The sequence below is a fragment of the Sphingomonas faeni genome, from assembly GCF_023195535.1.
Classification (GTDB): Bacteria; Pseudomonadota; Alphaproteobacteria; order Sphingomonadales; family Sphingomonadaceae; genus Sphingomonas; species Sphingomonas faeni_B.
Window position 1 is genome coordinate 44,468 of record NZ_JALPNF010000002.1, and the last position, 26,288, is coordinate 70,755.

At 65.6% G+C, this 26,288-nt stretch carries 21 protein-coding genes and 1 tRNA gene; 8 read left to right on the plus strand and 14 right to left on the minus strand.

What is annotated here, in order from left to right:
* The first annotated feature begins 18 nt into the window (after positions 1-18).
* On the plus strand, positions 19-1,242 hold the full coding sequence (tyrS, locus tag SPHN_RS04640; protein WP_248521580.1) for a tyrosine--tRNA ligase: 1,224 nt from the start codon (positions 19-21) through the stop codon (positions 1,240-1,242).
* Positions 1,243-1,358: 116 nt separating this feature from the next.
* Positions 1,359-1,676 (plus strand): PilZ domain-containing protein, encoded by a 318-nt coding sequence (locus SPHN_RS04645; RefSeq protein WP_248521582.1) that lies wholly within the window; start codon positions 1,359-1,361, stop codon positions 1,674-1,676.
* A 2-nt stretch (positions 1,677-1,678) separates the two neighbouring features.
* Here SPHN_RS04645 and recG read toward each other — a convergent pair whose 3' ends face one another.
* Complete coding sequence (gene recG, locus SPHN_RS04650) at positions 1,679-3,730, minus strand: ATP-dependent DNA helicase RecG (RefSeq protein WP_248521583.1); 2,052 nt, start codon at positions 3,728-3,730, stop codon at positions 1,679-1,681.
* 72 nt (positions 3,731-3,802) lie between these two features.
* Between recG and SPHN_RS04655 the strand changes: the two genes are divergently transcribed.
* Complete coding sequence (locus SPHN_RS04655) at positions 3,803-4,069, plus strand: succinate dehydrogenase assembly factor 2 (protein ID WP_132897932.1); 267 nt, start codon at positions 3,803-3,805, stop codon at positions 4,067-4,069.
* A gap of 126 nt (positions 4,070-4,195) precedes the next feature.
* Positions 4,196-7,666, plus strand: a complete 3,471-nt coding sequence (mfd, locus tag SPHN_RS04660) for a transcription-repair coupling factor (RefSeq protein ID WP_248521587.1) — start codon at positions 4,196-4,198, stop codon at positions 7,664-7,666.
* Between the two features lie 168 nt (positions 7,667-7,834).
* Here the strand turns inward: mfd and SPHN_RS04665 are convergent, their stop codons facing one another.
* The 4 genes from SPHN_RS04665 to SPHN_RS04680 all read right to left on the minus strand — a co-directional run bounded on the left by SPHN_RS04665 (position 7,835) and on the right by SPHN_RS04680 (position 11,614).
* The gene (locus SPHN_RS04665; protein WP_248521589.1) at positions 7,835-8,455 is read right to left on the minus strand and encodes a CC0125/CC1285 family lipoprotein; all 621 of its coding nucleotides are present in this window, start codon (positions 8,453-8,455) and stop codon (positions 7,835-7,837) included.
* 122 nt (positions 8,456-8,577) lie between these two features.
* On the minus strand, positions 8,578-8,994 hold the full coding sequence (locus SPHN_RS04670) for a secondary thiamine-phosphate synthase enzyme YjbQ (RefSeq protein ID WP_248521591.1): 417 nt from the start codon (positions 8,992-8,994) through the stop codon (positions 8,578-8,580).
* A 112-nt stretch (positions 8,995-9,106) separates the two neighbouring features.
* Entirely contained in the window at positions 9,107-9,964 is an 858-nt protein-coding gene (locus tag SPHN_RS04675) for a serine hydrolase (protein WP_248521593.1), read from the minus strand.
* A 192-nt stretch (positions 9,965-10,156) separates the two neighbouring features.
* On the minus strand, positions 10,157-11,614 hold the full coding sequence (locus SPHN_RS04680) for an amidohydrolase (protein ID WP_248521595.1): 1,458 nt from the start codon (positions 11,612-11,614) through the stop codon (positions 10,157-10,159).
* A gap of 841 nt (positions 11,615-12,455) precedes the next feature.
* Between SPHN_RS04680 and SPHN_RS04685 the strand changes: the two genes are divergently transcribed.
* The gene (locus SPHN_RS04685; RefSeq protein WP_248521597.1) at positions 12,456-15,506 is read left to right on the plus strand and encodes a TonB-dependent receptor domain-containing protein; all 3,051 of its coding nucleotides are present in this window, start codon (positions 12,456-12,458) and stop codon (positions 15,504-15,506) included.
* A 165-nt stretch (positions 15,507-15,671) separates the two neighbouring features.
* On the opposite strand, the gene asd is transcribed toward SPHN_RS04685, so the two are convergent.
* The 3 genes from asd to SPHN_RS04705 form a co-directional block, all read right to left on the minus strand.
* The gene (gene asd / locus SPHN_RS04690) at positions 15,672-16,523 is read right to left on the minus strand and encodes an archaetidylserine decarboxylase (protein ID WP_248521598.1); all 852 of its coding nucleotides are present in this window, start codon (positions 16,521-16,523) and stop codon (positions 15,672-15,674) included.
* Between the two features lie 499 nt (positions 16,524-17,022).
* Positions 17,023-17,097, minus strand: a tRNA-Gln gene (locus tag SPHN_RS04700).
* Positions 17,098-17,149: 52 nt separating this feature from the next.
* Positions 17,150-18,259 (minus strand): branched-chain amino acid aminotransferase, encoded by a 1,110-nt coding sequence (locus SPHN_RS04705; RefSeq protein WP_248521599.1) that lies wholly within the window; start codon positions 18,257-18,259, stop codon positions 17,150-17,152.
* Between the two features lie 41 nt (positions 18,260-18,300).
* Between SPHN_RS04705 and SPHN_RS04710 the strand changes: the two genes are divergently transcribed.
* The gene (locus SPHN_RS04710) at positions 18,301-18,807 is read left to right on the plus strand and encodes a MarR family transcriptional regulator (RefSeq protein WP_248521600.1); all 507 of its coding nucleotides are present in this window, start codon (positions 18,301-18,303) and stop codon (positions 18,805-18,807) included.
* 346 nt (positions 18,808-19,153) lie between these two features.
* On the opposite strand, the gene SPHN_RS04715 is transcribed toward SPHN_RS04710, so the two are convergent.
* The 5 genes from SPHN_RS04715 to SPHN_RS04735 form a co-directional block, all read right to left on the minus strand.
* Positions 19,154-19,978 (minus strand): pyrroline-5-carboxylate reductase family protein, encoded by an 825-nt coding sequence (locus SPHN_RS04715; protein WP_248521601.1) that lies wholly within the window; start codon positions 19,976-19,978, stop codon positions 19,154-19,156.
* Positions 19,975-20,481, minus strand: a complete 507-nt coding sequence (locus SPHN_RS04720) for a YbjN domain-containing protein (protein ID WP_432715052.1) — start codon at positions 20,479-20,481, stop codon at positions 19,975-19,977. The genes SPHN_RS04715 and SPHN_RS04720 overlap by 4 nt, the downstream gene beginning before the upstream one ends.
* Positions 20,482-20,578: 97 nt before the next feature.
* Entirely contained in the window at positions 20,579-20,878 is a 300-nt protein-coding gene (locus SPHN_RS04725) for an accessory factor UbiK family protein (RefSeq protein ID WP_248521603.1), read from the minus strand.
* Positions 20,879-20,929: 51 nt separating this feature from the next.
* Complete coding sequence (locus tag SPHN_RS04730) at positions 20,930-21,487, minus strand: TspO/MBR family protein (RefSeq protein ID WP_248521604.1); 558 nt, start codon at positions 21,485-21,487, stop codon at positions 20,930-20,932.
* A gap of 214 nt (positions 21,488-21,701) precedes the next feature.
* On the minus strand, positions 21,702-22,490 hold the full coding sequence (locus SPHN_RS04735; protein WP_248521605.1) for a TlyA family RNA methyltransferase: 789 nt from the start codon (positions 22,488-22,490) through the stop codon (positions 21,702-21,704).
* 217 nt (positions 22,491-22,707) lie between these two features.
* Between SPHN_RS04735 and SPHN_RS04740 the strand changes: the two genes are divergently transcribed.
* On the plus strand, positions 22,708-23,379 hold the full coding sequence (locus SPHN_RS04740; protein ID WP_248521607.1) for an RBBP9/YdeN family alpha/beta hydrolase: 672 nt from the start codon (positions 22,708-22,710) through the stop codon (positions 23,377-23,379).
* A 313-nt stretch (positions 23,380-23,692) separates the two neighbouring features.
* Here SPHN_RS04740 and dxs read toward each other — a convergent pair whose 3' ends face one another.
* Positions 23,693-25,621 carry a 1-deoxy-D-xylulose-5-phosphate synthase gene (gene dxs / locus SPHN_RS04745; protein ID WP_248521609.1) on the minus strand — a complete coding sequence of 643 codons (1,929 nt, stop codon included), beginning with the start codon at positions 25,619-25,621 and terminating at the stop codon, positions 23,693-23,695.
* Positions 25,622-25,713: 92 nt separating this feature from the next.
* Here dxs and SPHN_RS04750 point away from each other — a divergent pair, with 92 nt between their 5' ends.
* Positions 25,714-26,247 carry a GNAT family N-acetyltransferase gene (locus tag SPHN_RS04750; protein ID WP_248521611.1) on the plus strand — a complete coding sequence of 178 codons (534 nt, stop codon included), beginning with the start codon at positions 25,714-25,716 and terminating at the stop codon, positions 26,245-26,247.
* Positions 26,248-26,288: the final 41 nt, after the last annotated feature.

A 26,288-nucleotide genomic window follows, 5' to 3' on the forward strand; every position in this document is an offset into this window, starting at 1 on the left:
CATGCTAGTCGCGCTCGCATGACCTACCAGTCCGACCTGCTCACCACGCTGACCTCGCGCGGCTATGTCCACCAGATGACCGACGCCGCCGCGCTCGATGCGCTCGCCGGCAAGCAGGTCGTGCCCGGCTATATCGGCTTCGATCCGACCGCGCCGTCGCTCCACGTCGGCAGCTTGGTCCAGATCATGCTGCTCCGCCGGCTCCAGCAGACCGGGCACAAGCCGATCGTCCTGATGGGCGGCGGCACCGGCAAGATCGGCGACCCGAGCTTCAAGGACGAAGCGCGCAAACTGCTCGGCGAGGACGGCATCAAGGCCAACGTCGCCTCGATCCGCCGTATCTTCGAACGCTTCCTGACGTTCGGGGACGGCCCAACCGACGCGGTGATGCTCGACAATGCCGAATGGCTCGACGCGCTCGAATACATCCCGTTCCTGCGCGACGTCGGCCAGCATTTCTCGGTCAACCGGATGCTCGCGTTCGATTCGGTCAAGCTCCGCCTCGACCGCGAACAGTCGCTGAGCTTCCTCGAATTCAACTACATGATCCTCCAGGCCTACGACTTCCTCGAACTGTCGCGCCGCGCCGAATGCCGCCTGCAGATGGGCGGCTCGGATCAATGGGGCAACATCGTCAACGGCATCGAGCTGTCGCGCCGGATGGACGGTACCGAGGTGTACGGCGTCACCACGCCGCTGATCACCACGGCCGACGGCGGCAAGATGGGCAAGACCATGTCGGGTGCGGTCTGGCTGCACGAGGATCAATTGCCGACCTTCGATTACTGGCAGTTCTGGCGCAACACCGACGACCGCGACGTCGGCCGCTTCCTGCGGTTGTTCACCGACCTGCCGCTCGACGAAATCGCGCGGCTCGAGGCGCTCGAAGGTGCGGAGATCAACGCCGCCAAGATCGTTCTTGCCAACGAAGCGACGGCGATGTGCCGCGGCCGCGCCGCCGCCGAACAGGCCGCGGAAACGGCGCGCAAAACCTTCGACGAAGGCGCTTCGGGCGACTCGCTACCGAGCTACCGGGTCGCGAGCGGCTCGATCGGCATCGTCGAAGCATTGGTCGGGCTGGGGTTCGTTGCCTCCAACGGAGAAGCGCGACGGAAAATCGCCGAGGGTGCGGTGCGGGTCGATGGTGCCGTCGAGAAGGAGCCGACCGCCACGATCGACGTCGCGGCACCTGTACGCCTGAGCCTCGGGAAAAAGCGGCACGGAATGCTAACCCCCTCGTAACGGGCGCATTGTGGTTATGGCAAACACGCTGTTAGGGATTTCCGTTCGCCCGGGGTTCACTGCGAAGCCGTTAAGCCCTTAGCCCTAGAACACCCTAGAAGACCGGGGAACATCCGATGCGAAACTATGCCACGGCTGTTCGAGACCATCGCGGTGAGCCGCGCGACGATGTGATGCACCGTACGCATGCGATCGACGGCGACGGTCGGAGCATGAAACTGGTGCTGGTCAACATGTCCGCAAACGGCCTGATGGCGCGATGCGAGGGTTCGCCCGAGGCTGGCGATCGGCTGCGGATTACCTTGCCAATTCTGGGCGGCGTCGATGCGATCGTACGCTGGTCGCTCGGTGGACGGATCGGCTGCGAACTCGAACAGACGATTCCGCTGTCGGACTATTATGGCATGCTGACGGTGATGGTCCGCAACATCTGACGTCAGCCGGAGCGGAGCAAGGCAACGCCTGCGTCGCGATCGAACAGATACAGGGCCGTGCGCGCCGCCTGTCCTCGCGGTCCCTCGAGTCCCCCATCGCGGTCGATCAGCAGGCGCGCGTCGTCGTGCGCGCATTGCAGCAGGTCGGCCATCATGTCCGGCGTCGCCAGCCGGAATGCCATCTCACCCGATTGTTTGGTGCCGAGCAGTTCACCGGCACCGCGGAGCCGGAGATCCTCCTCGGCGATGCGGAACCCGTCGTTGGTCTCGCGCATCAATGCGAGCCGTGCACGCGACGTCTCGCTGAGCGACGCCCCGCGCATCAACAAGCAGATCGACCGGCCGGTGCCGCGCCCTACCCGTCCGCGGAGCTGGTGAAGCTGGGCTAGGCCGAAGCGGTCGGCGTGCTCGATCACGATCAGCGTCGCGTTGGGAACATCGACGCCAACCTCGATCACGGTAGTGGCGACGAGGACGGACGTGCGCGCGGCGGAGAACTCGGCCATCACCGCGTCCTTTTCCGCGGGTTTCATCCGGCCGTGGACGAGCGCGACCTTCTCGCCGAAGCGGGCACGAAGCGTTTCCGCGCGCATTTCGGCGGCGGCGAGGTCGCTCTTCTCGCTTTCCTCGACCAGCGGGCACACCCAGTATGCCTGCCCGCCATCCGCCAGATGCCGGCCGAGCGCGTTGACCACGTCGTCGAGGCGGTCTTCCGAGATCACGCGCGTCTCGATGGGCTGGCGACCGGGCGGCATCTCGTCCAAGCGGCTGACGTCCATTTCACCATACTGGGCCAGCGTCAGCGTGCGCGGGATCGGCGTCGCGGTCATCGCGAGCAGATGCGGCGGCGCGACGCCCTTGGCCTGCAACGTCATCCGTTGCGCGACGCCGAAGCGGTGTTGTTCGTCGACCACCACCAGCGCCAGGTCCTTGTAGCCGACCGCATCCTGGAAGATCGCGTGCGTGCCGACGAGGATGTCGATCTCGCCACTCGCCAGCGCCATCAGCGTGGCTTCCCGCACGCGACCCTTGTCTCGGCCGGTGAGCACGCCGACGTTGATCGGCAGGCCGGCGAGCGTTTTCCGCAGCGTCTCGTAATGCTGGCGCGCGAGGATTTCGGTCGGTGCGAGCATCGCTGCCTGCGCGCCAGCCTCGACCGCGATCAGCATCGCCATCGCCGCGACCAAAGTCTTGCCCGAGCCGACATCGCCTTGCAGCAGCCGCAACATCGGTGCGGTCTGCGCCAGATCGCCCTCGATCTCGCCGACCGTCCGCGATTGCGCGCCGGTCAGCGTGTAGGGGAGCTTGAGCAGGTCGCGCAGCCGCCCGTCGCCGTGCAGCGCCCGCCCCCTCCGTTTCCGCGTGTCGGCGCGGACCAGCGTCATCGCGAGCTGGTTCGCGAAGACCTCGTCATACGCCAGCCGCTCGCGCGCCTTCGCGTCCGACGGGTCAGCGTGAATGCGTTCCAGCGACTCGTGCCAGCCCGGCCATTCGCGTTTCGCCTTCAAGCCCGGCTCGATCCACTCAGGCAGGTCCGGCGCGCGCGCGACCGCCTGCGTGGTCAGTGCCGCCAGCCGGCGCGACGTGAGGCCTTCCGACAGCGGATAGATCGGCTCCCGCTCGCGCAGTTCCTCGTCCGGTTCGACGATGTCGGGATGCACGATCTGCAATTCCTGGCCGTATTCGTCGAGCCGGCCGGAGATCCGCTTGGCCTCCCCGATCGGGAGGAGCTTCTTCGCCCAGCCCGAGCTTCCGCCGAAGAAGACGAGGCTGACGTAGTTGCCGTGCTCGTCGGTCGCCTGCACGCGCGTTGGCCCCCGGCCCGAACTCACGCGGTGCTCGCGCGCGGTCAGCGTGATCACGATGATCCGCCCGGCATCGCTCGCCATCAGCTCGGTGCGGGGCAGGCGATCGACATAGCCGGTGGGCAGATGGAAGGCGACGTCGACGACGCGCGCAAGCCCGAGCCGGTCGAGCGGCTTGGCGAGCGCAGGCCCCACCCCTTTCAGGACGAGGGTTTCGGCGAACAGCGGATTGAGGATTTCGGGTCGCATGACTATCTGCTCCCTATAGCCCAGCCGACGCCCGCCGCCAGCGGTCGCCGGTCAATCGGCGTTGGAGATATCATGGACCACGAAACCCGCCTCAAGCGCCTCGGCTTCCGCAGCTCGCACCGCGGCACGCGCGAAGCCGATATGATGATCGGCGGCTTCTTCGAAACCTATGGCCGGACCTGGACGCCCGAACAGCTCGACTGGTTCGAGGCGCTGCTGGAGGAACAGGACGTCGACATCATGGGCTGGGCGATCGGCTCGATCGTATGCCCGCCCGAATGGGATGGGCCGATGATGCAGGCGATGCGCGACATCGATTACGTGACGGTCGTGAAGTAATTTTCGGAACTGTTCCCCGGCGAAGGCCGGGGCCCAGGTGGGGGACGTCGGTGATTGACGTTCGAGCCTAATTACCATTGCCTTCCCAACTGGGCCCCGGCCTCCGCCGGGGAACGAGAAGCGAATATGCCAGACCTCAAGACGATCCTCTCCGCGACCACCCCGCTGACGCTGTCGGGCGTGCCGTCCGGCTTCCAGCCGTCGCTGCTCGCCGACCTCGCGCGCGCTGCGAAGACCCGCGCGGTGTTCATCGCGCCGGACGATGCGGCGATGCGCGCGATCGCCTCGACCGCTGCGTATTTCGCACCCGATCTCGAAGTGCTGAGCTTCCCCGCTTGGGACTGCCTCCCCTACGACCGCGCCTCGCCGACGCTGCGTATCATGGCCGAGCGCGTCGCCGCGCTCCAACGCCTGCAAGGCAAGCCGAAGGGCCCGCAGCTCCTCCTCACCACCGCGAACGCCGCGACCCAGCGCGTCCTCACCCCGTTCCGCATCCGCCAACTCGTCGCGCGCCTGGCCCCCGGCGAACGGATCGGCCGCGACAAGCTCGCCATGCTGCTCCAGGCGAACGGCTATGTCCGCACCGACACCGTCCACGATCAGGGCGAATACGCGGTGCGCGGCGGCATCGTCGACCTCTACCCATCGGGCGAAGACCACGCACTCCGCCTCGATTTCTTCGGCGACGAGATCGAGAGCGTCCGCACCTTCGACGCGGCGGACCAGCGCACCACCGGGCGGATCGACGGCTTCGTCCTGCTCCCCGCCTCCGAAGCGCTGCTCGACGAGGATTCGATCAAGCGTTTCCGCACGCGCTACCGCGACGCGTTCGGCGCGACCGCGACCGGCGATCCGATGTACCAGGCGATCTCCGAAGGCCGCCGCATCGCCGGCATGGAGCATTGGCTGCCGCTGTTCGAGGAGAAGATGGCGACGTTGTTCGACCATCTCGGCGCCGACGACGTCGTGGTGCGCGACAACGGGGTCGCTGCGGCGGTGGAGAGCCGGCTCGAATCGATCGCCGACTATTACGAGAACCGCAAGCGCGCCGAGGCCGCCCAGCCCGGTAGCTATCGCCCGATGCCTGCCAAGGCGCTGTACCTCGATGCGCAGGAATGGTCCGGCGGCGTCGAGGCGTTCGCCGCGCATATCACCTCGCCGTTCCACGAACCGCCGAGCGACACCGTGCTCGACTTCGACGTCGACGGCCCCCGCGATTTCGGCCCCGAGCGTGCGGCGCAAGCGAACATCTACGAAGCCGTCGCCGATCACGTCGAAAAGCTCAGGAAGCAGGGGCGGAAGCCGATCCTCGCCAGCTACTCGATCGGCGCGCGCGAACGCCTGGGGAGCCTGCTCGCCGACCACGGGATGAAGGGCGGCAAGCACGCCGAAACTTGGCAAGAGGCGCTCGGCATCGCCGATACCGCGCGCAGCTTCGGCGTCGCGCTGATCGTCCTGCCGCTCGATCACGGCTTCACCGCGCCCGGCATCGCGGTTCTCACCGAGCAGGACATGCTCGGCGACCGCCTGGTCCACCGCAAGAAGCGCAAGAAATCCGCCGACGCGTTCCTCGCCGAATTGGCGACGCTGACGCCGGGCGATCTCGTCGTCCACACCGAGCACGGGATCGGCCGCTACGAGGGCCTGACCTCGATTCCCGTCGGCGAGAGCCCGCACGATTGCGTCGCGCTGAGCTATGCCGGTGGCGACAAGCTCTACGTGCCGGTCGAAAACATCGACGTCCTCTCGCGCTACGGCTCGTCCGAGGAAGGCGCGACGCTCGACCGTCTCGGCGGCGAAGGCTGGCAACGCCGCAGGTCGAAGATGAAGGAGCGGATCCGCGAGATCGCCGGCGAACTCATCGCGACCGCCGCCGAACGCGCGCTGCATCCGGGCGACGTGCTCGAACCCGATGCGAGCGGCTATCCGAGCTTCGTCGACCGCTTCCCGTACGAGGAAACCGAGGACCAGGACCGCGCGATCGAGGAGGTTCTCGCCGATCTGTCCGCGGGCAAGCCGATGGACCGGCTCGTCGTCGGCGATGTCGGCTTCGGCAAGACCGAGGTCGCGCTGCGCGCCGCGTTCGTCGCGGCGATGGGCGGCAAGCAGGTCGCGATCGTCTGCCCGACGACATTGCTCGCGCGCCAGCACTACAACAACTTCGTCGCGCGCTTCGAAGGCTTCCCGATGAACATGGGCCGCCTGTCGCGGCTCGTGACTGCGAGCGAGGCGAAGGCGACCAAGGAGGGGCTGGCGAACGGCACGATCGACGTCGTCATCGGCACGCATGCGCTGCTCGCGAAGAACATTGACTTCAAGCGGTTGGGGCTGGTGGTGGTCGACGAGGAACAGCGCTTCGGCGTCACGCATAAGGAGCGGCTGAAGGCACTGCGGGCGGACGTCCACATGCTGACGCTGACCGCGACGCCGATCCCGCGCACGTTGCAGATGGCGATGTCGGGCATCCGCGAGCTGTCGGTGATCCAGACCCCGCCGGTCGATCGCCTCGCGGTGCGGACGTACATCATGCCGTTCGATCCGGTCGTTCTGCGCGAGGCGTTGCTACGCGAGCATTACCGCGGCGGCCAGAGCTTCGTCGTCACCCCTCGGGTGGCAGACCTCCCCGAGATCGAGGACTTCCTGCGCGAACAGGTGCCCGAGATCCGCTTCGTCGTCGCGCACGGCCAGATGTCGCCGACCGAGGTCGAGGAGCGCATGTCGGCGTTCTACGACAAGAAGTTCGAGGTGCTCGTCTCGACCACGATCATCGAGAGCGGGATCGACATCGCCTCCGCCAACACGATGATCGTCCACCGCGCCGACCGCTTCGGCCTAGCCCAGCTGTACCAGCTGCGTGGGCGCGTCGGCCGTTCGAAGACGCGGGCGTACGCGTATCTGGTGACGCCGCCCGAACGCCAGATGACGGTGACGGCGGAAAAGCGCCTGAAGGTGCTGTCCGATCTCGACTCGCTCGGGGCCGGGTTCCAGCTCGCCAGCCACGATCTCGATATCCGCGGCGCGGGCAACATGCTTGGCGACGAGCAGACCGGGCATATCAAGGAGGTCGGGTTCGAACTCTACCAGGCGATGCTGGAAGAGGCGATCATGGACGCCAAGGCGGGCGGCATGACCTCCGGACGCCCGCGCGACTTCTCGCCACAGATCACGGTCGACGCGCCGATCCTCATCCCCGAGGATTACGTGCCCGATCTCGACCTGCGGATGGGGCTGTATCGCCGCCTCAACGATCTCGACGAGAGCCAGGAGATCGAGGCGTTCGCGGCCGAGATGATCGACCGCTTCGGGCCGCTGCCGGATGCGACCGAGAACCTCATCAAGGTCATCGAGATCAAGCTGAACGCGAAGCGCGCGTGTGTGTCGAAGATCGACGTCGGGCCGAAAGGCGTGCTGGTGTCGTTCCACGACGACAAGCCGCCGAACATCGACAAACTGCTGGCGTATGTCGAACGGCTGAACGGGGTCGCGCGGTTGCGGCCGGACAGCAAGCTGGTGCTGCAGCGCGCCTGGGGTGACCCGAAGGCGCGGCTACATGGCGCGCTGCAGCTGTCGAAGGGGCTGGCCAAGGCGGCGGGGTAAGCGCCTGGTTCAAGAGTGTGCGGTTCTCCTGCGAAAGCAGGAGCCCAGGGTTACGAGCGCCACCGTCTGCAATCCTGGATTCCTGCGTTCGCAGGAATACGGCACATGAAAAAGGCCGGGCCATCCGCGAGAATAGCCCGGCCTTTTTACCGTCTCGAAAGCCGCAGCTTACTTCGGCAGCACGACGCTCGGCCCGATGCTGTCCACGACCTTCCGCGCATCGAAAGCGCGGATGTTGTCGCGCGGGATCGGGCCCTTGCGCATCACGATCTCTGCCGTCGCTTCGTAGCGATCGATCGTGCGGACGTCGAAGTCGTTGCCCCATGGCCCGCCGCCGAAGCCGCCGCCAAAGCCACCGAACCCGCCGCCGAAGCCCGGGCTCCAGTTACGCCAGCCGAAACCGCGGCCATAATAGCGCCACGACGGACCCCAATAGCCGCCGAAGCCGCCATAACCGAATCCGCCGCCGAGACCCGGCGTCGAGTAGGTGCGCGACTGGAGGTTGGTGTCGCGGTCGGCCATCAGATAATAGTCATAGCCGTTCTGCAACGTCAGTTCGGCGGCGCGGAAGAACAGATACCGCTCGACGGTATCGCGCGACGTGACGCTGTTGCCGGCGAAGCTGACGAGGAAGCGGCCCGGCTCGACCATCCGGTCGCTATAGCCGGTGCGGCTGAACCCCTGCCCCGTCGCGGGTCGATAGGTGGTCTCGGTCGCGCATCCGGCCAGCAGCAGCGCGCCCGTTGCGAGCGCTGCGAGTGCGACCTTGCGACCCGGTGTCTTGAACATGGTGTCGTCTCCGTTCGCGGCGAATGCGGCGAAACGCCGCTTATTAGCCGTCAGTGGTGGAACGGTTGATGAACGGGATCGCTCCAAAGCGCCATCCAGCTGACGTTTTTTTCGCAGTTCGCCTATAATCCGATCACGTGCAGCGCCAACTGGCGACGATGCGGCCGGCGGCGATGTTCGAACAGGTAGATGCCCTGCCACGTCCCCAGCGCAAGTTGCCCGTCCATCACCGGAATCGAAAGTTGGACCTGGGTCAGCGCGGTTCGGAGATGCGCCGGCATGTCGTCCGGTCCCTCGTCGTCGTGCGCGTATTCCCGCGATTCGGGTGCGATCCGCGCGAAATACGCTTCCAGGTCGCTACGCACTTCGGGCGCCGCATTTTCCTGGATCAGCAACGAGGCGGACGTGTGCCGACAGAACACCGTGAGCAGCCCCTCGCCGAGTCTCAGGTCTTCCAACCATGACCGTATTTCGTCGGTGACATCGACGAGCCCCTGACGGCGGGTGTCGATCGTGAGCAATGTCGTGGCTTGGTGCATATCGATCAAACGATCGAATCGGGAGGTTGCTCCGGCACGTCGTACCGATGGCTCCGGCATCGCTTCGTCGTCGCAACCGGGATCGCGGCGAGCGAGATCCCTTGAATTCGGGTCAGCGCATGCGCATGAAAATGGCGAGGGCGTCGCGGGCGCCATCCGCGAAATAGTCGTAAATTGCCCGGGACACCGCGGCGATGACCGGCTGGCGGTCCCGCCCCCCGCGTGCGAACACCGCGACGGCCACGCGGCGCCCATCCGGCATGGTGATGAATCCGACATCATTTGTGATACCGTCCAGCGTGCCGGTCTTGTCCTCGACCCGAGTCCCCGCGGGAAGCAGCGCGCGGATACGCCGGGTACCCGTCTGGCATCGGCTCATCAGTTCCAGCAAAAAGGTGCGGCTTTGGGTCGTCAGAACGGTCCCGTCATCGAGCTTATTCAGCAGGGTGACCATGGCGATCGGCGTCGCGACATCCTCGCTGTCGGCGAGGTGGCCGCGCTCCCGAAGCAGCTGGGCGATGGTACGGTCTATCCGCATGCCGGTTATCTTGTGCGACCACAGCCATGCCTGGATGGCGACCGGCCCGCCCAGCGCGGCAAGCAGCTGATCGGTTGCCTGGTTGTCGCTGCGGACCAGCATCAGCTCCATGACCCTGGCGGCGGGACGGCCAGCGATCATGTCGCCGAGGCTGCGTCGACCTTGATCGACCTCCGCGAGATAGGCGGCTGCGATGGCCACCTTGACCGTGCTCGCCATCGGAAACGGTACGTCGCCCCTGAGCGAGACGATCGAGCCGTCGCGAAGGTCGATTGCAGCAATGCCATAGTCACCGGTGCGCTCCGCGACGAGCGAACTCAGCACGCGCTCGAGGTCGGTGGATCCGGGGGAGCGCGCGGTTGCTGGTGCCGGGACGAGGAGGCTTGCAGCGATACTGGAGAGAAGCAGGCGGGAAAGCCGGTTTACGCGCATCGATCGTCCTTGCCCTGTTGTCCTTCGGCGGTTTGCGCATGCTACGCCGAAAAATCTGAACATCTGGTGTTGCACGCCGGCGAAGCGCGGACAACGGCTGATCGCGGACGATGCGTGGCGAACCGCCGCGGACACGCAAAGGACGGTCCTGCGAGAGGGGCGCTCGGTGCCCATCCCGTAGGACCACCCGGATCATTCGGCCGGGTTCTTGCGGTAATCCAGCGGCGGTTTGCGGTTGCCCAGCATCGCCGTGTACGCGAAGTTCGGGCCCCGGCGTTTCTCGAACTCGGCCTTGGCAGCGGCGATCTCGGCCGGGTTGCGGAACAGTTCGGCAGCCGTCAGCGCCAGCGCCTTGGTGGCGACGATCGCGCCCTTTACGCCGATGCTGGAGCCGGCCGCGGCGACGTTCTGCCAGCTATGCCCCGCGGATCCCGGTACGAACGTGGCGGTCGACAGCCCCACGGTCGGCGTTACCCAGCTGACGTCGGACACGTCGGTCGATCCGCCCATCGCCTTGGTCTCGAGGCGCGCGAGCTCGATCTCGGCGACGCTGGTCAGCGCGGGCGCGCCCGCCGGCATCGACTTTTGCAACTGCGTAGCGAACGCGGTTTCCTGCGGCGTCCAGGTGATCCCGCCAGCGGCGCGGAGACCGCGGTCCATCGCCTTCATCAGCACTTCGTTCGACAACAGGCTGTAGACGCCCCCGGTCTGTTCGAAATCGACCGTCGTCTCGGTCCCCATCGCAGCGCCCTGCGCGGCCTTCTTGACGCGCTCCATCACCGACTTGACGATCTCGGGGTCCTGGTCGCGGACATAATAATAGACCTCCGCCTCGTCGGGGACGACATTGGGTGCCTTGCCACCGTTGGTGATGACGTAGTGGATCCGCGTATGGTCGGGAACGTGCTCGCGCATCATGTTGACCATGGCGTCCATCGCCTCGACCCCGTCGAGCGCGGACCGTCCCTTGTCCGGGGCGCCCGCTGCGTGCGACGATCGGCCGTGGAAGCGGAACTTGCCGGAAATATTGGCGAGCGACGGTGCCTGCGACGCCGAGTTGGCGTTGCCGGGATGCCAGTGCAGCACGGTGTCGACGTCGTTGAACAGGCCGTCGCGGACCATGTAGACCTTGCCCGACCCGCCTTCCTCGGCCGGCGTGCCATAGACGCGGATCTCGCCCTGCACCTTGTTCTTTACCATCCAGTCCTTGACCGCGATCGCGGCATAGGTCGACGCGGTACCGAACAGATTATGTCCGCAGCCATGGCCGGCATCCCCGCCCAGCGGGGTCCGCACCGGCAAGGCGGCCTGCGACAGCCCGGGGAGCGCGTCATATTCGGCCAGCACGCCGATGACTGGCCCTGCCCCGGTCTTGAAGCTCGCGACGAAGGCGGTCGGCTCGCCCGCCACCCCCGCCTTCACGGTGAAACCCGCGGTCTTCAACCGGGTTTGCAGCAGCGCCGAGCTCTTCGTCTCGAGATAGCCCATCTCGGCATAGTTCCAGATCTGCAGCGCGGTATCCGAGATCGGCGAAGCATTGGCATCGACCGCGCCGATCAGCGCGGTACGATCCGTCGGCGCCAGGTCCTCCGCCATCGCGGGCGTTGCGGCGGTCGTCATCAGGGCCGCCCAGAGCATCATCGTCTTCATCGTCCATCTCCTCGAGTCAGCGCGGATCGGAACTTCTAGGTGATTCCCGTGAATAAGTAGCGACCGATCGCATCGCCGGGGCGCAGGATTCACCCACGCTCGGCGCGCGGATCGCGCGGTTGTGGCCAGCGCGTTACCGCAGCGCGTCGAAAACCCGCCAGCTTGCATCGGCCTGGTAGGCGCGAGCGCCGCCGTTTCAGCACTCGCAACGCTGCTCCACATAGGTGGACTTGATAGGTGGACTTGGCGATCCCCCAGAATGCCGGCTCGGCAAGGTCTCGCTCGGCGCAGACTATCTACCGGGGAGACCATGTGCTGGAACGTCTGGCCGTCGACCGCGAGGCAGGTTTGCGCGCCTAGCGCGCAGCAACTTTCGTCGACGGCCGCATCGTCGCGCAGGCGCCGACGTTCGCGCCGCGCGCTTGGCCGACCGACGGGAAGGTCTTTGATCCTGTGGCGAAGCGCCCCCCAATCGACGTCGTCGGTCTGACCAATCGTGCAACGGGGCCGCACCTTCGCGGGCGATGCGCTGGCAGGACGCGAAACTCGACCCGATGCTCGGCGCCGCGAAGGACGACACATCGAATGTCCGTTTATAGCGGCGGATTGCTTGTGAGGCAGGCGGGCAACTTAACGCAACTCTTGCCCGAAAATACGTCAGTAATTGTGTCATATTAGTCACGTTGAATTGTAAAATTACGAATGCCGCGGCGTCGATCTTTACAGCCGAAAACCGGTGCTCCATCGGGCGACCATGTCCTCGACCGGCGAAACACGGCGGCAGGGGTATCTTCCGCAGCCGGTCGTCAGGGCGATCGCTGCGCCGCGAAAGGGTATCTAAGTGGCTGCTACGTTTCATTTCACCTCCAAGGCGATGCTCCTCGCGGCCGCAATGCCACTGGCATTCGTCGTATCGACCGGGTCGAGCTTCGCGCAGGATGTCGCCGGCGCGACCGGTCCGCAGACCGCGACGCCAGCCACGGATACCCCGCCTGCTTCCGCGCCTGCCCCCGCACCTGCAGAGGCCGCAGCGCCCGGCGATGAAATCGTCGTCACCGGATCGCTGTTTCGCCAGACCGACAACGCGACGCCATCGCCTGTCACGACACTGACGGCAGCCAATCTCGACGCGCGTGGCATCAATACGGTGCAGGGCGCAATCCAGTCGCTCGCGTCGAACAACGGCCCGGCGCTCACCAATTCGTTCACCGCGAACGGTGCCTTCGCCGGCGGCGCATCGGCCGTGTCGCTGCGCGGCCTGTCGACCAACTCGACGCTGGTGCTGTTCGACGGCCTGCGCGCGGCATATTACCCGCTAGCAGACGATGCGACGCGCAACTTCGTCGATCTCAACACGATCCCGGACGACATCGTCGAGCGCGTCGAGGTGCTGCGCGACGGCGCCTCGTCCAGCTATGGTGCGGATGCGATCGCGGGCGTCGTCAACGTCATCACCAAGCGCTCGTTCAACGGCATCAGCGGTCGCGCCGAGGCCGGCATCAGCCAGCGCGGTGTCGCCGCCAATCAGCGCCTGACGCTGACGGCCGGCACCGGCGATCTCGATGCGAAGGGCTATAACGCGTATATCAGCGGCTTCTACTTCCGCAGCGAAGCGGTCTACAACCGCGACCTGCCGGCGCCGTTCAACTCCGCCGACCAGCGCGGCGTCGGTACGGGTGGGCCGAACAACATCGCCAACGGCCTGGGTGCCGATGGGCTGCTGCCGAACAACGGCCCGGTTGCCGGTGCCAACTTCTTCGTGCGGCCAGCCAACGGCACCACCGCCGTCGACGGATCGCAGTTCCAGCTGCGGACGCCGGGTTGCCTGAATGGCACTCCGTACACGACCACGGCCGCCGATCGCGCCCAGCCCAACAATGGCGCCATCGCGAACGTCGTCTGCCAGCAGGATCTGATCAACCAGTACGGCGTCGTCGCACCGAACATCGAGCGCTTCGGCGGTTCGGCCCGGTTCACCGCGAAGGTTGGCGACGCTGCCGAGGCGTATCTGGAGGTCAATTTCCAGCAATCGTCGTCCAGCTACAGCGGCGATCCTTCGGTGATCCGCGGCAACGCACCGGCGGGCATTCTCTTCCCGCAATATTCGACCTCGTCGGATGGCGCGCAATACGCCGCAGGCTCGGCCCCGCTGTCGTTGCCGGTGTATGTCTGTCCCCGCGGTACCGTGAACTGCACGGTCGCCAACGGCACGCTGAACCCCAACAATCCATTCGCCGCAGCCGGCCAGAACGCGCTGCTGATCGGTACGCTGCCCGATACGGTAACGTCCAATGCCACCCGTAACCGGGTCTATCGCGCAGCGGCAGGCGTCCAGGGTACGATCGCAGGCGACTATAACTACCGGGTCGATGCGACTGCGATGCACAGCGACCTGCGTCGTACGCAGCGTGGCTATGTCTACGTCCAGCATCTGCTCGACGTGATCAACGACGGCAGCTACAACTTCGCCAACCCGTCGCTCAATTCCCAAGCGACGCGCGATTACCTGACGCCGGACAACATCACCGACTCCAGTTCCGATCTGTATCAGTTGCAGGCGTCGGTCACCAAGGAGCTGTTCACGCTGCCAGGCGGCCCGGCACAGCTCGCAGTCGGCGGGTCGATCTTCTACGAAGCGATCGACGCGCCGTCGGCCAATCCCGACATCAACGGGCCGACCCAGCGGTATTTCTCGATCAACGCGTTCGGCACCAGCGGTAACCGCACCGTCACATCGGCATTCAGTGAGCTGCAGCTGCCGATCGTCGATCAGTTCCTCGTCAACGCGTCGGGTCGCTACGATCACTATTCGTCGGGCCAGAGCAACTTCTCGCCCAAGGTCGGCGCCAAGTTCACGCCGATCCGCCAGCTCGCGATCCGCGGCACGTGGTCGCGCGGGTTCCGTATCCCGAGCTTCGGCGAGGCGAATGCGCTGCCGACCACCGGCTATGTCACCAACAACGCGACGTTGTTCAGCGACGGCTATCTTGCGCAATATGGTTGCACGGTCGCAACCTTCTCGGCGTGCCCCACCTATATCCGCCAGGGCAGCTATGGGTCGACGACGCTGGCCAGCCAGAACCTGAAGCCTGAAAAGTCGCGGAGCTTCACGGCGGGCATCGTGTTCGAGCCGATCCGCAACGTGTCGTTCACGGTCGACTTCTTCGACATCAAGAAGACCGGTGCGATCACGTCGTTGACGGCAGGCGATGCGCTTGCCGCCTATTATTCGGGCCAGCCGATCCCCGAGGGCTTCACGGTAACCCCGGATGCCGTCGGCGTCGGCTTCGAGACCGCCACGCCGCGTGTCGGCCTGGTCGCGTCGCAGTTGGTCAACGCCAACACGATCCACTCGCAGGGCGTCGACTTCGGCGGCAGCGCGCGGTTCGATCTGAACGACAATGTCCGCTACACCATCTCGGGCGAGGGCAGCCTGTTGCTCGACCTCAGCACCACCTTCCCGGGTGGCCGCAAAGAAAAGTATGTCGGCACCCTCGGCAACTACAACCTGACCGCGGGTTCGGGTACGCCGCGCTGGCGCGCCAACGTTACGAACACGATCGACATCCGTGACGCGTTCAGCCTGAGCGGCACGGTCAACTATGTCGCGGGTTACAACCTGTCGGCAGAGGATCAGGGCGGCGTGCGCGGCGATGGTGGCCTCGCGGTCGATTACCTGCCCGCCGACGTCGATGGCTACATCACCGTCGACATGGTCGGTACGGTCAAGGTCACCGACAAGTTCAGCTTCTACGTCAACGTGCTGAACATCCTCAACGACATGCCGCCGATCGATCCGGCGACCTATGGCGCCTATCTGTACAACCCCGTGCAGGCCGCCGACGGCATCTATGGCCGTCAGTTCCGTGCCGGTGTGAAGTTCGGCTTCTGACCCCCGCGATAGTGCGAAGAAAAAAGGGCGGCGTCGCGAGACGTCGCCCTTTTTCGTATCAGGCTGAAGCGAACGTCGGCTTTCGACCACCTTGGCCCCACCGGCAATTATTACGGTGATACCGCGATCGCGTCTTCCACACCCTCAAGGCGTGATCTCAGACGATTAAACCGGGCGATCGCCCATGCGTTGGCCGAGCCGCACGGGCCGCGCCGGGAGCCAGCTTTCGTCAAACGCGATCGTTCCTTGCCGGAACAGCATCACGACCGTCGAGCCGAGCAGGAAGCGCCCCATTTCCTCGCCCTGTTCGAGAACGATCTCCTGATCGTCATAGCGCCATTCCGTCAGCGTGCCGGTCCGCTTCGAATTGACGACGCCGTGCCATGCGGTCGCTATGCTTCCGACGATGGTGGCGCCGACCAGCACCATCACGAATGAACCGTGCTCCGAACTCTCGAATATGCATACCAGGCGTTCATTGCGCGCGAACAAATTGGGCACGCCGCGCGCCGTGACGGGGTTCACCGAAAACAGGCTGCCTGGAATGTAGCGCATTCCGGTCAATCTGCCGGCGCACGGCATATGCAGACGATGATAGTCACGCGGCGACAAATAGAGGTTTGCGAAACTGCCATGACGGAACTCCGCTGCCAGCGTGCCGTCGCCGCCGATCAGTTCGGTCGTCGTGAACCGGTGTCCCTTGGCCTGGACGATGTGATGGTCGTCGATCGCCCCGACCTGGCTGATCGCGCCATCCACCGGGCAGATGAAGTCGGCATCCGCGAGTGGGCGAACGCCCTTCTTAAGCGGCCGCGAGAAGAAATCGTTGAAGCTGGCGTAGCTGGCGATGTCCGAATTTTCGGCTTCGCTCATATCGACCCCGTATCTGGCGACGAACCAGCGGATCAGTCGGGTCGTCATCGCCCCACCCCGCGCCCGGGCGATCCGACCAGCCAGACGGGTCAGGCGCTGTTTTGGCAGCGCGTATTGAAGCAGGATGGTAAAGCGATCGGACATCTGGGACCCTCGAGTATCGGCCAGCGGATGTAACGACCAATTGCTCCGCCATGCGAGCGTCTTTTCAACCACATCCAGGCCAACGCCCCAAGCCGACGCGTTCGACAGGTCGGTGGCGACGATGCCGACTGGCTCAGGGATGGCTTGCCGGCGAACGGTATCCAGCGCTGCATCCCAGGTCGGAAATCTCGGCTGGAACCCGTCGATTACGACCAGCGTCGCGACGGGCGCCGCAGCCGCGTCGAGATCATGGTTCCCGCCTGAAAAATTAGCGTCCCGCGCACGCCATGCGGCGAGCCATCGACTGGTCCGGCGTTCGAACGCTAGCTCGTAGCGTTAAGGACTTTCCATCCGAAAACGCAGCGTCCTGGCCACTGATAGACGACACCGCGACGTTCGGGATGGCCGGCATGGCAAACTCGTCACGGATTCATCACACCCGCTGGCCCGATCCGGCAGATCTAAAATTTATCTGGTGCCATCGAAACATTAGCGATGATGGCTGGGGCGGCAGGGTTCGAACCTGCGCATGGCGGCATCAAAAGCCGCTGCCTTACCACTTGGCGACGCCCCAATAGAGGCGGCCTTATAGCGGTGCCGCGCCGCGTGAAAAGCCCTTGCGGACGTCAATCTGCGAGATGGTGCAGCCAGGTGTTCTCGTCGGGGGCGGTGCCGCGCTGGATCGAAACGAGCGCGTCGCGCATCCGCATCGTCAATTCGCCCGGACCACCCGTCCCGATCGTGAAGCGTCCTTCGGGGCTCGCCACCGTGCCGATCGGCGTCACCACCGCCGCGGTGCCGCATGCGAACGCCTCGACCAGTCGTCCGCTGGCCGCATCGGCGCGCCACTGGTCGATGGTGTAGCCCTCTTCGCGCACCTCGATGCCCTGCGCGCGTGCGAGCGTCAGGATCGAGTCCCTCGTAATGCCGGGCAGGATCGTGCCGGTCAGCGCCGGCGTCGCCATGCTGCCGTCGTCGAACACGAAGAAGATGTTCATGCCACCGAGTTCCTCGACCCAGCGGCGCTCGGCCGCGTCGAGAAAGACGACCTGGTCGCAGCCGTTGCGGATCGCCTCGGACTGCGCGAGCAGGCTGGCCGCGTAGTTGCCGCCGCACTTCGCCGCACCGGTGCCGCCCTGCGCGGCGCGGGTGTATTGCTGGCTGACCCAGATCGACACGGTCGGCGCGCCGCCCTTGAAATACGCCCCAACCGACGAGGCAAGCACCATGTAGAGATATTCCGACGACGGCTTCACGCCGAGGAACACTTCGGACGCGAACATGAACGGCCGCAGGTACAGCGCGCCGCCGTCGCGGTCGGGGATCCAGTCGGCATCGGTCTTCACCAGCCGCTCGACCGATTCGATGAACAGGTCCTCGGGGAGTTCGGGCATCGCCAGACGCCGCGCCGAATCCTGGAAGCGGCGCGCGTTGGCCTCGGGACGGAACAGCGCGGTGCCCCCGTCGGCGAGTCGATACGCCTTCATCCCTTCGAAGATCTCCTGCGCATAATGCAGCACCGACGATGCCGGATCGATCGTCAGCGGCGCGCGCGCGGTGATCCGCGCGTCGTGCCAGCCCTTCGCGTCGCTGTAGCGGATCATCGCCATGTGATCGGTGAAGACGCGCCCGAAACCGGGATCGATCAGCCGCTTCGCCCGCTCGTTCGCCTCGACCGGCATCGCGTTCGGTTCATGCCGAAAGGCGGAAGGCGAGGTAAAAGCTGGAGCGGACATCGAATTTCTCTCTCAAGGCGGGTTGCCGACGACTACGGGCGATGTCTAAACCGGTCAACATGTCTGCCCCAGCGTCGTCCGCTTCACCCCTGTTCCTTCGTGAACCCGAACTCCGCCGCGGCATGGAGTTGCTGTACTTCGGCTACAGCCACCTGACTCGGTCGATCGACGAAGGTCTTGCGCAGGAAGGGCTTGGGCGCGCGCATCACCGGGCGCTGTATTTCATCGCCCGGAAACCCGACATGACGGTCAGCGAACTCCTGTCTCTGCTGGCGATCACCAAGCAGTCGCTCGGCCGCGTGCTGAACGAACTGGCGGACCGCAAGCTGGTCGAGACGCGGCCTGGCGAACGCGATCGTCGGCAACGCTTGCTGCGGCTGACCGCGGAAGGGTCGAAGATGGAACGCGAGCTGTTCGAGGCGGCGCGGATCCAGATGGCGGCGGCATATGCGAGCGCGGGACAGAGCGCGGTTTCTGGATTCTGGGCGGTGCTTGAGGGCCTCGTGCCGGAAAGCGAGCGGTCGCAGGTTATCGGGCTACGGGGGTAGGCGCACGGGCGGCGCTGTCTGCCTGCTGGCTCTCGCCCCGCCTACCCATGTGCCGTTCCTGCTCGCCCCCCAACCGTCACCCTTGCCCCCTCACCGTCAGCTACACTCCCTCCACCGTCATCCCAGCGAAAGCTGGGATCTCATGGTTGGCAGATGTCGTGAGCCACACCGGGATACCCCAGCTTCCGCTGGGGTGACGGAATAGGGGGCGGCGTTACGGAATAGGGGGCGGGGTGACGGGGTAAGGTCGGCGTGACGGATAAGGTTGGCGTGACGGGGCAAGGTTGGGCGGTTGGGTAACAGGTCCGGATAACGGCCGAAGCTATAGTGACACCACGCCCCCGGCCTAACGCGCGGCGGCCGCCATTTCGGCATTGCGACGTTCTGAGGCGGCGAGCGTTTCGGTGAGCAACATCACCAACGCGTCGTTCCGATCAAGCACGTTCATACCCTCGCGCGTCGATCCGCCGGGGCTCGCGACACGGTCGGCCAGCACGGCGGGAGAAACATCCGCATCGGCTGCCATGATCGCCGAGCCTTCCAGCGTAGCCATGGCAAGGCGAGCTGCTTGGTCAGCCGGCAGCCCCAACGCAGCGCCAGCCTTGGCGAGCGCGTCGGCAAAGCGGAACACGAACCCGGGGCCACAACCCGCGAGCGCGGTCACCGCGTCGAAATGCGCCTCGTCGGCGATCCATTCGTAATGGCCGAGGGGGGCCGCGAACGCTTCAGCCCCCGCGATCGCCGCATCCGACGCGCCGACCGTGTAAAGCGACGTCACGCCCTTACCGATCGCCACCGGCAAGTTCGGCATCGCGCGGACGATCGCCTCGGCCGCGAACCGCTGCGACAGGGCAGTGTGGTCGACACCGGCGAGGATCGACAGCAACAGCTTCGGTGCGCCCCGCATCGGCGCGAGCAGAGCCTGCGCGGCGTCGATCTGCTGTGGTTTCAGCGCGAGCATCAGCGTTGCGGGCGCATCCTCGTCAGGCAGCGCGGTGAGCGAGCGGACACCGGCGGGCGCCCCCTTCCCGTTCCGCGTGATCACCGTTACTGTCGCGGGATCGAGCCCCGCTTTGAGCCAGCGGTTCACCATCGCGCCGCCCATGTTGCCACAGCCGATCAGCCACAGCGAGCCGGTCGGAAAGACCATGGACTTGCAGCCGAAGCTCATGCCTCGCCGTGCGTTTCGATCAGTGCGGCCGCCAGCGCGTCCTTGGGGGTCTTGCCGCCCCACAGAACGAACTGGAACACGGGGTAGAAGCGCTCGCACTCCTCGATCGACGATTCGACCAGCAGTTCCGCGGCCTCCAGGGACATCGTCCCGTCGTCACCGCCATCGACCATCGCCGCATGCCGGAACAACAGGATGCCGCTCGTCGACCAGAGTTCGAAATGGCCGATCCAGAGCTGTTCGTTGACCAGTCCGATCGTCTCATACACCGCCTGGCGCCGTTCGTCGGGCACCTTGATATCCGGAAAAGCGAGGAATTGCAGGACGCTATCGTCTTCGCGCCACAGGGCACGCAGCTCGTACGTCGTCCAGCTGCCCTTTACGGTCGCGACGATTTCATCCTCGTGACGCTCATGCTCCCAGCCATGCGCAGCGTAATAGCTTTCGAGCATATCGATCGGGGCAGCGTCTTCGTGATCGTGGTCTACTTGGTCGAGCATCATTAGGTCCTGGCGGTCCTTATCGCACGACAAAGGGTGCCGAGGCAAAAACGCCACGGCAACCCCATCGAACCCGTTTCTGCGGAAAACTGTGGAAAAGTCAGTCGACAGACGCCCCGGCCGGCGCATTGACTGTCGATTGTGCGGCGGATTGTGCGGCAAACTTGGCGTCGAGCGCATCGAGACGCGCCTTCAGAACGTCGTTCTCGTCGCGCGCCGCTGCGGCCATCGCCTTGACCGCGTCGAACTCTTCGCGGCTGACGAAATCGAGGCCGCCGAGCCATTCGCGCGCGCGCTCCCGCGCGCCCGAACCGGCCTCGCGACCGACGCCCGCAAGCGTACCGGCCGCACCGTTCAAGACCTTGACGATATCGTCGAACACGCGGTTTTCGGACTGCATTGCTTCAAAATCCCAGAGACTGTCGCAGAGACTGTTGCAGCGACTGCTGCGTCACAGCATTTGGGACGTATGGGCCGTCGGTGCAAGTGTTTCGGCGTCCGGGTTCAACTGCCCGATGCTGAACGCGAGCACGCCGGCAAAACTGATCCACACCATATACGGCACCATCAGCCACGCCGCGGCGGGCCGGATCCGTGCGAATACGAAGGTCGCCGCGATCGACAGCGCGAGCATCGCGACGATCACCAATACCGACAACCCGATCTTGTGCGCGCCGAAGAATGTCGGTGTCCAGGCAAGGTTCAACGCGAACTGAGCCACGAACAGCGCAACCGCAATTCGCCGCAACCGCGCACCGCGTGCGTTCAAGATCATCGCGAGCGCGAGCCCGATCAGGATGTAGAGCGTCGTCCAGACGACCGGGAAAACCCAGCCCGGAGGGTTCAGCGCAGGCTTGGCGAGCGCCGTGTACCAGGCATTCTCGTTGCCGACGCTGACCGATTGTCCGGCCGCAAAGCCCAGCAACAGGATCAGGGGCACGGTCACGACCGCCCAGCGGAGGAACGACATCCTCAACTGGCCCTTCGAAGCGATACCGCCCACACACATCCTTCCGTCTCTACGCGGGCACGTCCTGCCGCGCGTTTGGCGATCCGTAAACCGTGTGTGCGAAGGAATCGTTCCGCTAGTGGTTCATTCCGGCACGATGGGGCTGTGCGGCGGGCGTTTCGAAACACCTCCACCCCCTCGGTTCGTCATCCTGACGAAAGTCAGGACCCAGGGTACAGTGCGCAGCCCGCTTGGCTCTGGGTCCTGACTTTCGTCAGGATGACGGGAATGCTTGAGAATCCTTCGACGTTTCCGATGCTGGCCCATCGCTCCCAACCCTCGCAGCAATCAGGAATTCGACGTTACCCTCAGGCCCCGTGATCGGACTCTCGACCACGCCCTCGACGTGCCAGCCCTGCCCGGTCAGCCACGCCGCGACCTCGTCGCAGACCCGCTGGTGGATGGCGGGATCACGGACGACGCCGCCCTTCCCCACCTCCTCGCGGCCCGCCTCAAACTGCGGCTTCACCAGTGCCATCAGCCGCGCGTCGGGCGCGGCGAACGACATCGGCCGTTCGAGCACTTTGGCCAAGCCGATGAAGCTCGCATCGCACACGATCAGGTCGATGGGTTCGGGGATATGCGCGGGCGTCAGGATCCGCGCGCTGGTCTGTTCGTGAACGATGACGCGCTCGTCCTGGCGAAGCGACCAGGCGAGCTGGTTGGTGCCGCTGTCGACCGCGTACACCTTGGTCACGCCGTTCTTCAGCAGCACGTCGGTGAAGCCACCGGTCGACGAGCCGACGTCGATCGCCACCGCGCCGCTCACGTCCCAGCCGAAATGCGTCAGGCCATGCGCCAGCTTGATCCCGCCGCGCGAGACCCAGGGATGATCGCGCCCGCGCACGTCGAGCACGACGTCGTCGGGCAGCGTCTGGCCGGGCTTGTCGACCTTCTTCGTGCCCGCGAACACCAGGCCCGCCATGATCAGCGCCTGCGCACGCGTCCGCGACTCAACGAGGCCCCTGTCGACCAGCATCTGGTCCGCCCGTATTTTCACCATGCGCGCATCCTTGTCATGCCCGCCTATCGCCGCCCCGTCCGGCCACCGCAAGCTGCCTTCCTTTCGCCGCAATCCCATTGCCCATCAATTAAGTAGGATTAGCGTTGATATCGGAGAGCGTGGCGTGACCGGCGTCCCCTAGAGCGCCGATCACCCATGCTTTCCACCCTCTATCCAGAGGGCCCGGAAATCGAGATTTTGGAAAAGGAGAAGCGCTGTGGGTAGTTTCGCACCGTATGAATCCGTCCAGCCGACCATCCTGACCGTGCCGGGTCTCGGCGGTTCCGGCCCCTCGCATTGGCAGACACTGTGGGAAGACGCGCGACCCGACACGGTCCGCGTCGAACTCGGCATGTGGAACACGCCGCACCGCAACGCCTGGGTCACCCGGCTCGACGAGGCGATCCGCCGCGCGGACGCACCGGTGATTCTCGCCGCGCACAGCCTGGGGTGCCTGGCGGTGGCGTGGTGGGCCGAACTCAGTCCGCAACCTTATGGCTGGCCGGTCGCCGGCGCGTTGCTGGTGGCGCCGGCGGATGTCGATCGCGGCGGCGCGCAGGCCGAGCTGAAGGGTTTCTCGCCGACGCCGCGCACGCCGTTGCCCTTCCCCTCGATCGTGGTGGCAAGCAGCGACGACCCCTGGGTCACGCCCGACCGCGCGCACAGCATGGCGGTGGACTGGGGTAGCCATTTCGTCGAGGCCGGGCCGCAGGGGCATCTCAATGCCGCGAGCGGGATCGGCTGGTGGCGCGAGGGGCAGGATCTGCTGGAGCGAGTGATCGCGGCGAGTGGCGATGGCCGTGGGCAGGCTCTGCCGCCGAGTACTGCGCGGTCGATCCTGGCGGTGAGTGCGACCGATGCGGCGCAGGCGCATTATCTGGGTGGGTGACGCCGCCCCTTTAACTGAAGCTGCACCACCCCGGCGGAGGCCGGGGCCCAATTGGTGAGGTCGCAGTAACAACGGACTGCGCTTCGTTACCAACGTTCCCCAATTGGGCCCCGGCCTTCGCCGGGGTGGTGCTCAGTTACGAAAATCCGCTCAGGAAATCCGCGACCCGTCCTCATCGAACAGCTCGGGACTAGCCGCCTGCTCGGCCTTGCCGCCGCCAAGCCACCCCGCATCCGTCGCCACATCGCGATATTCAGCGACACCGTCACGATCACCGCGAGCGCGATGATCGTGATGGCCTTGGTCGGCCCGGTCATGCGCGTGCTTCGGCGACCCCGCCCGAATTGTGACGAAGCGCCTTGAGTACCGTATCCACCAGCGCGGTCGCGTCGAGACCGGCCTCGGCATATTGGACCTCGGGCTTGTCCTGGTCCTGGTACACATCCGGCAGGCGCAGCGTGCGGAGCTTGAGCCCGCCGTCGATCAGCCCCTCGTCCGACGCCATCGTCAGCACGTGCGCGCCGAAGCCACCAACCGAATTCTCCTCGATCGTCACCGCGACTTCGTGCGTGGTGAGCAGTTTGCGGATCAGGTCGACATCGAGCGGCTTGGCGAAGCGAAGATCGGCGACCGTGGTCGACAATCCCTTGGCTTCGAGCACCTCAGCGGCCTTGAGCGCCTCCTCCAGCCTAGTCCCGAGCGACAGGATCGCCACGGTCTTGCCCTTGCCCTCGCGAACGATGCGCCCTTTGCCGATTTCGAGCAGTTCGGGAACCGCGGGCAGCGCGACGCCGGTGCCGTTGCCGCGCGGATAGCGGACCGCGATCGGGCCGGTGTCGTACTGCGCCGCGGTATGCGTCATGTGGACGAGTTCGGCCTCGTCCGCCGCCGCCATCACGACGAAGTTCGGCAGCGTCGCGAGGTACGTAACGTCGAACGATCCGGCATGAGTCGCGCCGTCCGCACCGACCAGCCCGGCGCGATCGATCGCGAAACGGACCGGCAGGTTCTGGATCGCCACGTCATGCACGACCTGATCGTAGGCGCGCTGCAGGAACGTTGAGTAGATAGCGCAGAACGGGCGCATGCCTTGTGCGGCGAGGCCGGCGGCAAAGGTCACGCCGTGTTGCTCGGCGATGCCGACGTCGAAGAACCGGTCGGGATACGCCTTGGCGAATGCGTCGAGCCCGGTGCCCGAGGGCATCGCCGCGGTGATCGCGCAGATCCGCGGGTCCTTGGCGGCCTCGGCGACGAGCTGCGCGCCGAACACGTTCTGGTATTGCGGCGGCCCCGGCGGTGCCTTGGTCTGCACGCCGGAGATCACGTCGAACTTCTGCACGCCGTGATATTTGTCCGCGGCAGCCTCGGCGGGCGCATAGCCCTTGCCCTTCTTGGTGACGACATGGACGAGGATCGGGCCCTCTTCCGCATCGCGCACATTTTCGAGCACCGGAATCAGGTGCTCCAAGTTGTGGCCGTCGATCGGGCCGACATAATAAAAGCCGAGTTCCTCGAACAGCGTGCCGCCCATCGTCATGCCGCGCGCGAACTCGTCGGTCTTCCGTGCCGCGTTCTGGAACGGGCGCGGCAAACGGCGGGCGAACTTCTTGGCGAATTCGCGGAAGCCCAGGAATTCGCGGCTCGACACGATCCGCGACAGATACGCCGACAGCCCACCGACCGGCGGGGCGATCGACATGTCGTTGTCGTTGAGGATCACGACCAGGCGGTTGCCGGCCTGCTCGGCGTTGTTCATCGCCTCATACGCCATGCCCGCGGACATCGCGCCGTCGCCGATCACGGCGATGCCCTTGCCGGGCGTGCCCGCGATCTTGTTGGCGACCGCAAAGCCCAAAGCGGCCGAGATCGAGGTCGACGAATGCGCCGCGCCGAACGGGTCGTATTCGCTTTCGCTACGCTTGGTGAAACCGCTAAGCCCGCCGCCCTGACGGAGCGTACGGATCCGATCGCGGCGGCCTGTGAGAATCTTGTGCGGATAGCATTGGTGGCCGACGTCCCACACGAGCCGGTCGCGCGGCGTGTCGAAGACATAGTGGATCGCGGTTGTCAGCTCGACCACGCCCAGCCCCGAGCCGAGATGGCCGCCGGTGGTGCCGACCGCCGAAATCGTCTCGGTCCGCAGTTCGTCGGCGAGTTGGCGGAGTTGCTCCGGCTTTAGCTTGCGGAGGTCGTCGGGCGTCGAAACGGTGTCGAGCAGCGGGGTCGCGGGAAGATCGGCCATCGCACCGGCTTAATGCAGCGCGCGGATCGTGTCGATTGTTACCGTCGCATGGCGGTAGTATTCATACGGAAATTGCTCTGGATCTGCTTTTGATGGACTTCACGCACCGCGCCGCAACCGGGACCGACATTCCCGCGATCACAGCCCTCATGGCTCGGGCGATCGGGGAGTTGCAGGCGGAGTTCCTGACGCCGGCGCAGATCGTCGCAAGCCGCGCGGTGATGGGGCTGGACACGCAGTTGATCGCGGACGGCACGTATATGCTGGTGACAAGCGTGGACGGCCGGCTCGCCGGATGCGGCGGCTGGAGCCGGCGCGCGACGCTGTACGGCGGCGATCACAGCACGGCGTTGCGCGATTCGGCGATGCTCGATCCCGCGCGCGATGCGGCGCGGATCAGAGCGATGTATACCGATCCGGATTTCACGCGCCGCGGTGTCGGTCGCCTGGTACTGTCGGTCTGCGAGGCGGCAGCGCGGAATGCGGGGTTCGCACGAGCGGAAATGATGGCGACGTTGGCCGGGGAACCGCTGTACCGAGCCTGCGGGTACCTACCGATCGAGCGAATCGAGACGCCGGGAGAGGTACCGGTACCGATGATGCGGATGGGGAAGTATCTGGCCTAAGTCCGATCCTCCCCCGCCAAGGGGGGGGGGTGGCGCCATAG

Excerpts from the sequence above, each read along its gene's own strand:
- tyrS (WP_248521580.1), top strand. The coding sequence starts at position 19 with ATGACCTACCAGTCCGACCTGCTCACCACGCTGACCTCGCGCGGCTAT.
- SPHN_RS04645 (WP_248521582.1), top strand. The coding sequence starts at position 1,359 with ATGCGAAACTATGCCACGGCTGTTCGAGACCATCGCGGTGAGCCGCGC.
- recG (WP_248521583.1), bottom strand. The coding sequence starts at position 3,730 with ATGCGACCCGAAATCCTCAATCCGCTGTTCGCCGAAACCCTCGTCCTG.
- SPHN_RS04655 (WP_132897932.1), top strand. The coding sequence starts at position 3,803 with ATGGACCACGAAACCCGCCTCAAGCGCCTCGGCTTCCGCAGCTCGCAC.
- mfd (WP_248521587.1), top strand. The coding sequence starts at position 4,196 with ATGCCAGACCTCAAGACGATCCTCTCCGCGACCACCCCGCTGACGCTG.
- SPHN_RS04665 (WP_248521589.1), bottom strand. The coding sequence starts at position 8,455 with ATGTTCAAGACACCGGGTCGCAAGGTCGCACTCGCAGCGCTCGCAACG.
- SPHN_RS04670 (WP_248521591.1), bottom strand. The coding sequence starts at position 8,994 with ATGCACCAAGCCACGACATTGCTCACGATCGACACCCGCCGTCAGGGG.
- SPHN_RS04675 (WP_248521593.1), bottom strand. The coding sequence starts at position 9,964 with ATGCGCGTAAACCGGCTTTCCCGCCTGCTTCTCTCCAGTATCGCTGCA.
- SPHN_RS04680 (WP_248521595.1), bottom strand. The coding sequence starts at position 11,614 with ATGAAGACGATGATGCTCTGGGCGGCCCTGATGACGACCGCCGCAACG.
- asd (WP_248521598.1), bottom strand. The coding sequence starts at position 16,523 with ATGTCCGATCGCTTTACCATCCTGCTTCAATACGCGCTGCCAAAACAG.
- SPHN_RS04705 (WP_248521599.1), bottom strand. The coding sequence starts at position 18,259 with ATGTCCGCTCCAGCTTTTACCTCGCCTTCCGCCTTTCGGCATGAACCG.
- SPHN_RS04710 (WP_248521600.1), top strand. The coding sequence starts at position 18,301 with ATGTCTAAACCGGTCAACATGTCTGCCCCAGCGTCGTCCGCTTCACCC.
- SPHN_RS04715 (WP_248521601.1), bottom strand. The coding sequence starts at position 19,978 with ATGAGCTTCGGCTGCAAGTCCATGGTCTTTCCGACCGGCTCGCTGTGG.
- SPHN_RS04720 (WP_432715052.1), bottom strand. The coding sequence starts at position 20,481 with ATGATGCTCGACCAAGTAGACCACGATCACGAAGACGCTGCCCCGATC.
- SPHN_RS04725 (WP_248521603.1), bottom strand. The coding sequence starts at position 20,878 with ATGCAGTCCGAAAACCGCGTGTTCGACGATATCGTCAAGGTCTTGAAC.
- SPHN_RS04730 (WP_248521604.1), bottom strand. The coding sequence starts at position 21,487 with ATGTGTGTGGGCGGTATCGCTTCGAAGGGCCAGTTGAGGATGTCGTTC.
- SPHN_RS04735 (WP_248521605.1), bottom strand. The coding sequence starts at position 22,490 with ATGGTGAAAATACGGGCGGACCAGATGCTGGTCGACAGGGGCCTCGTT.
- dxs (WP_248521609.1), bottom strand. The coding sequence starts at position 25,621 with ATGGCCGATCTTCCCGCGACCCCGCTGCTCGACACCGTTTCGACGCCC.
- SPHN_RS04750 (WP_248521611.1), top strand. The coding sequence starts at position 25,714 with ATGGACTTCACGCACCGCGCCGCAACCGGGACCGACATTCCCGCGATC.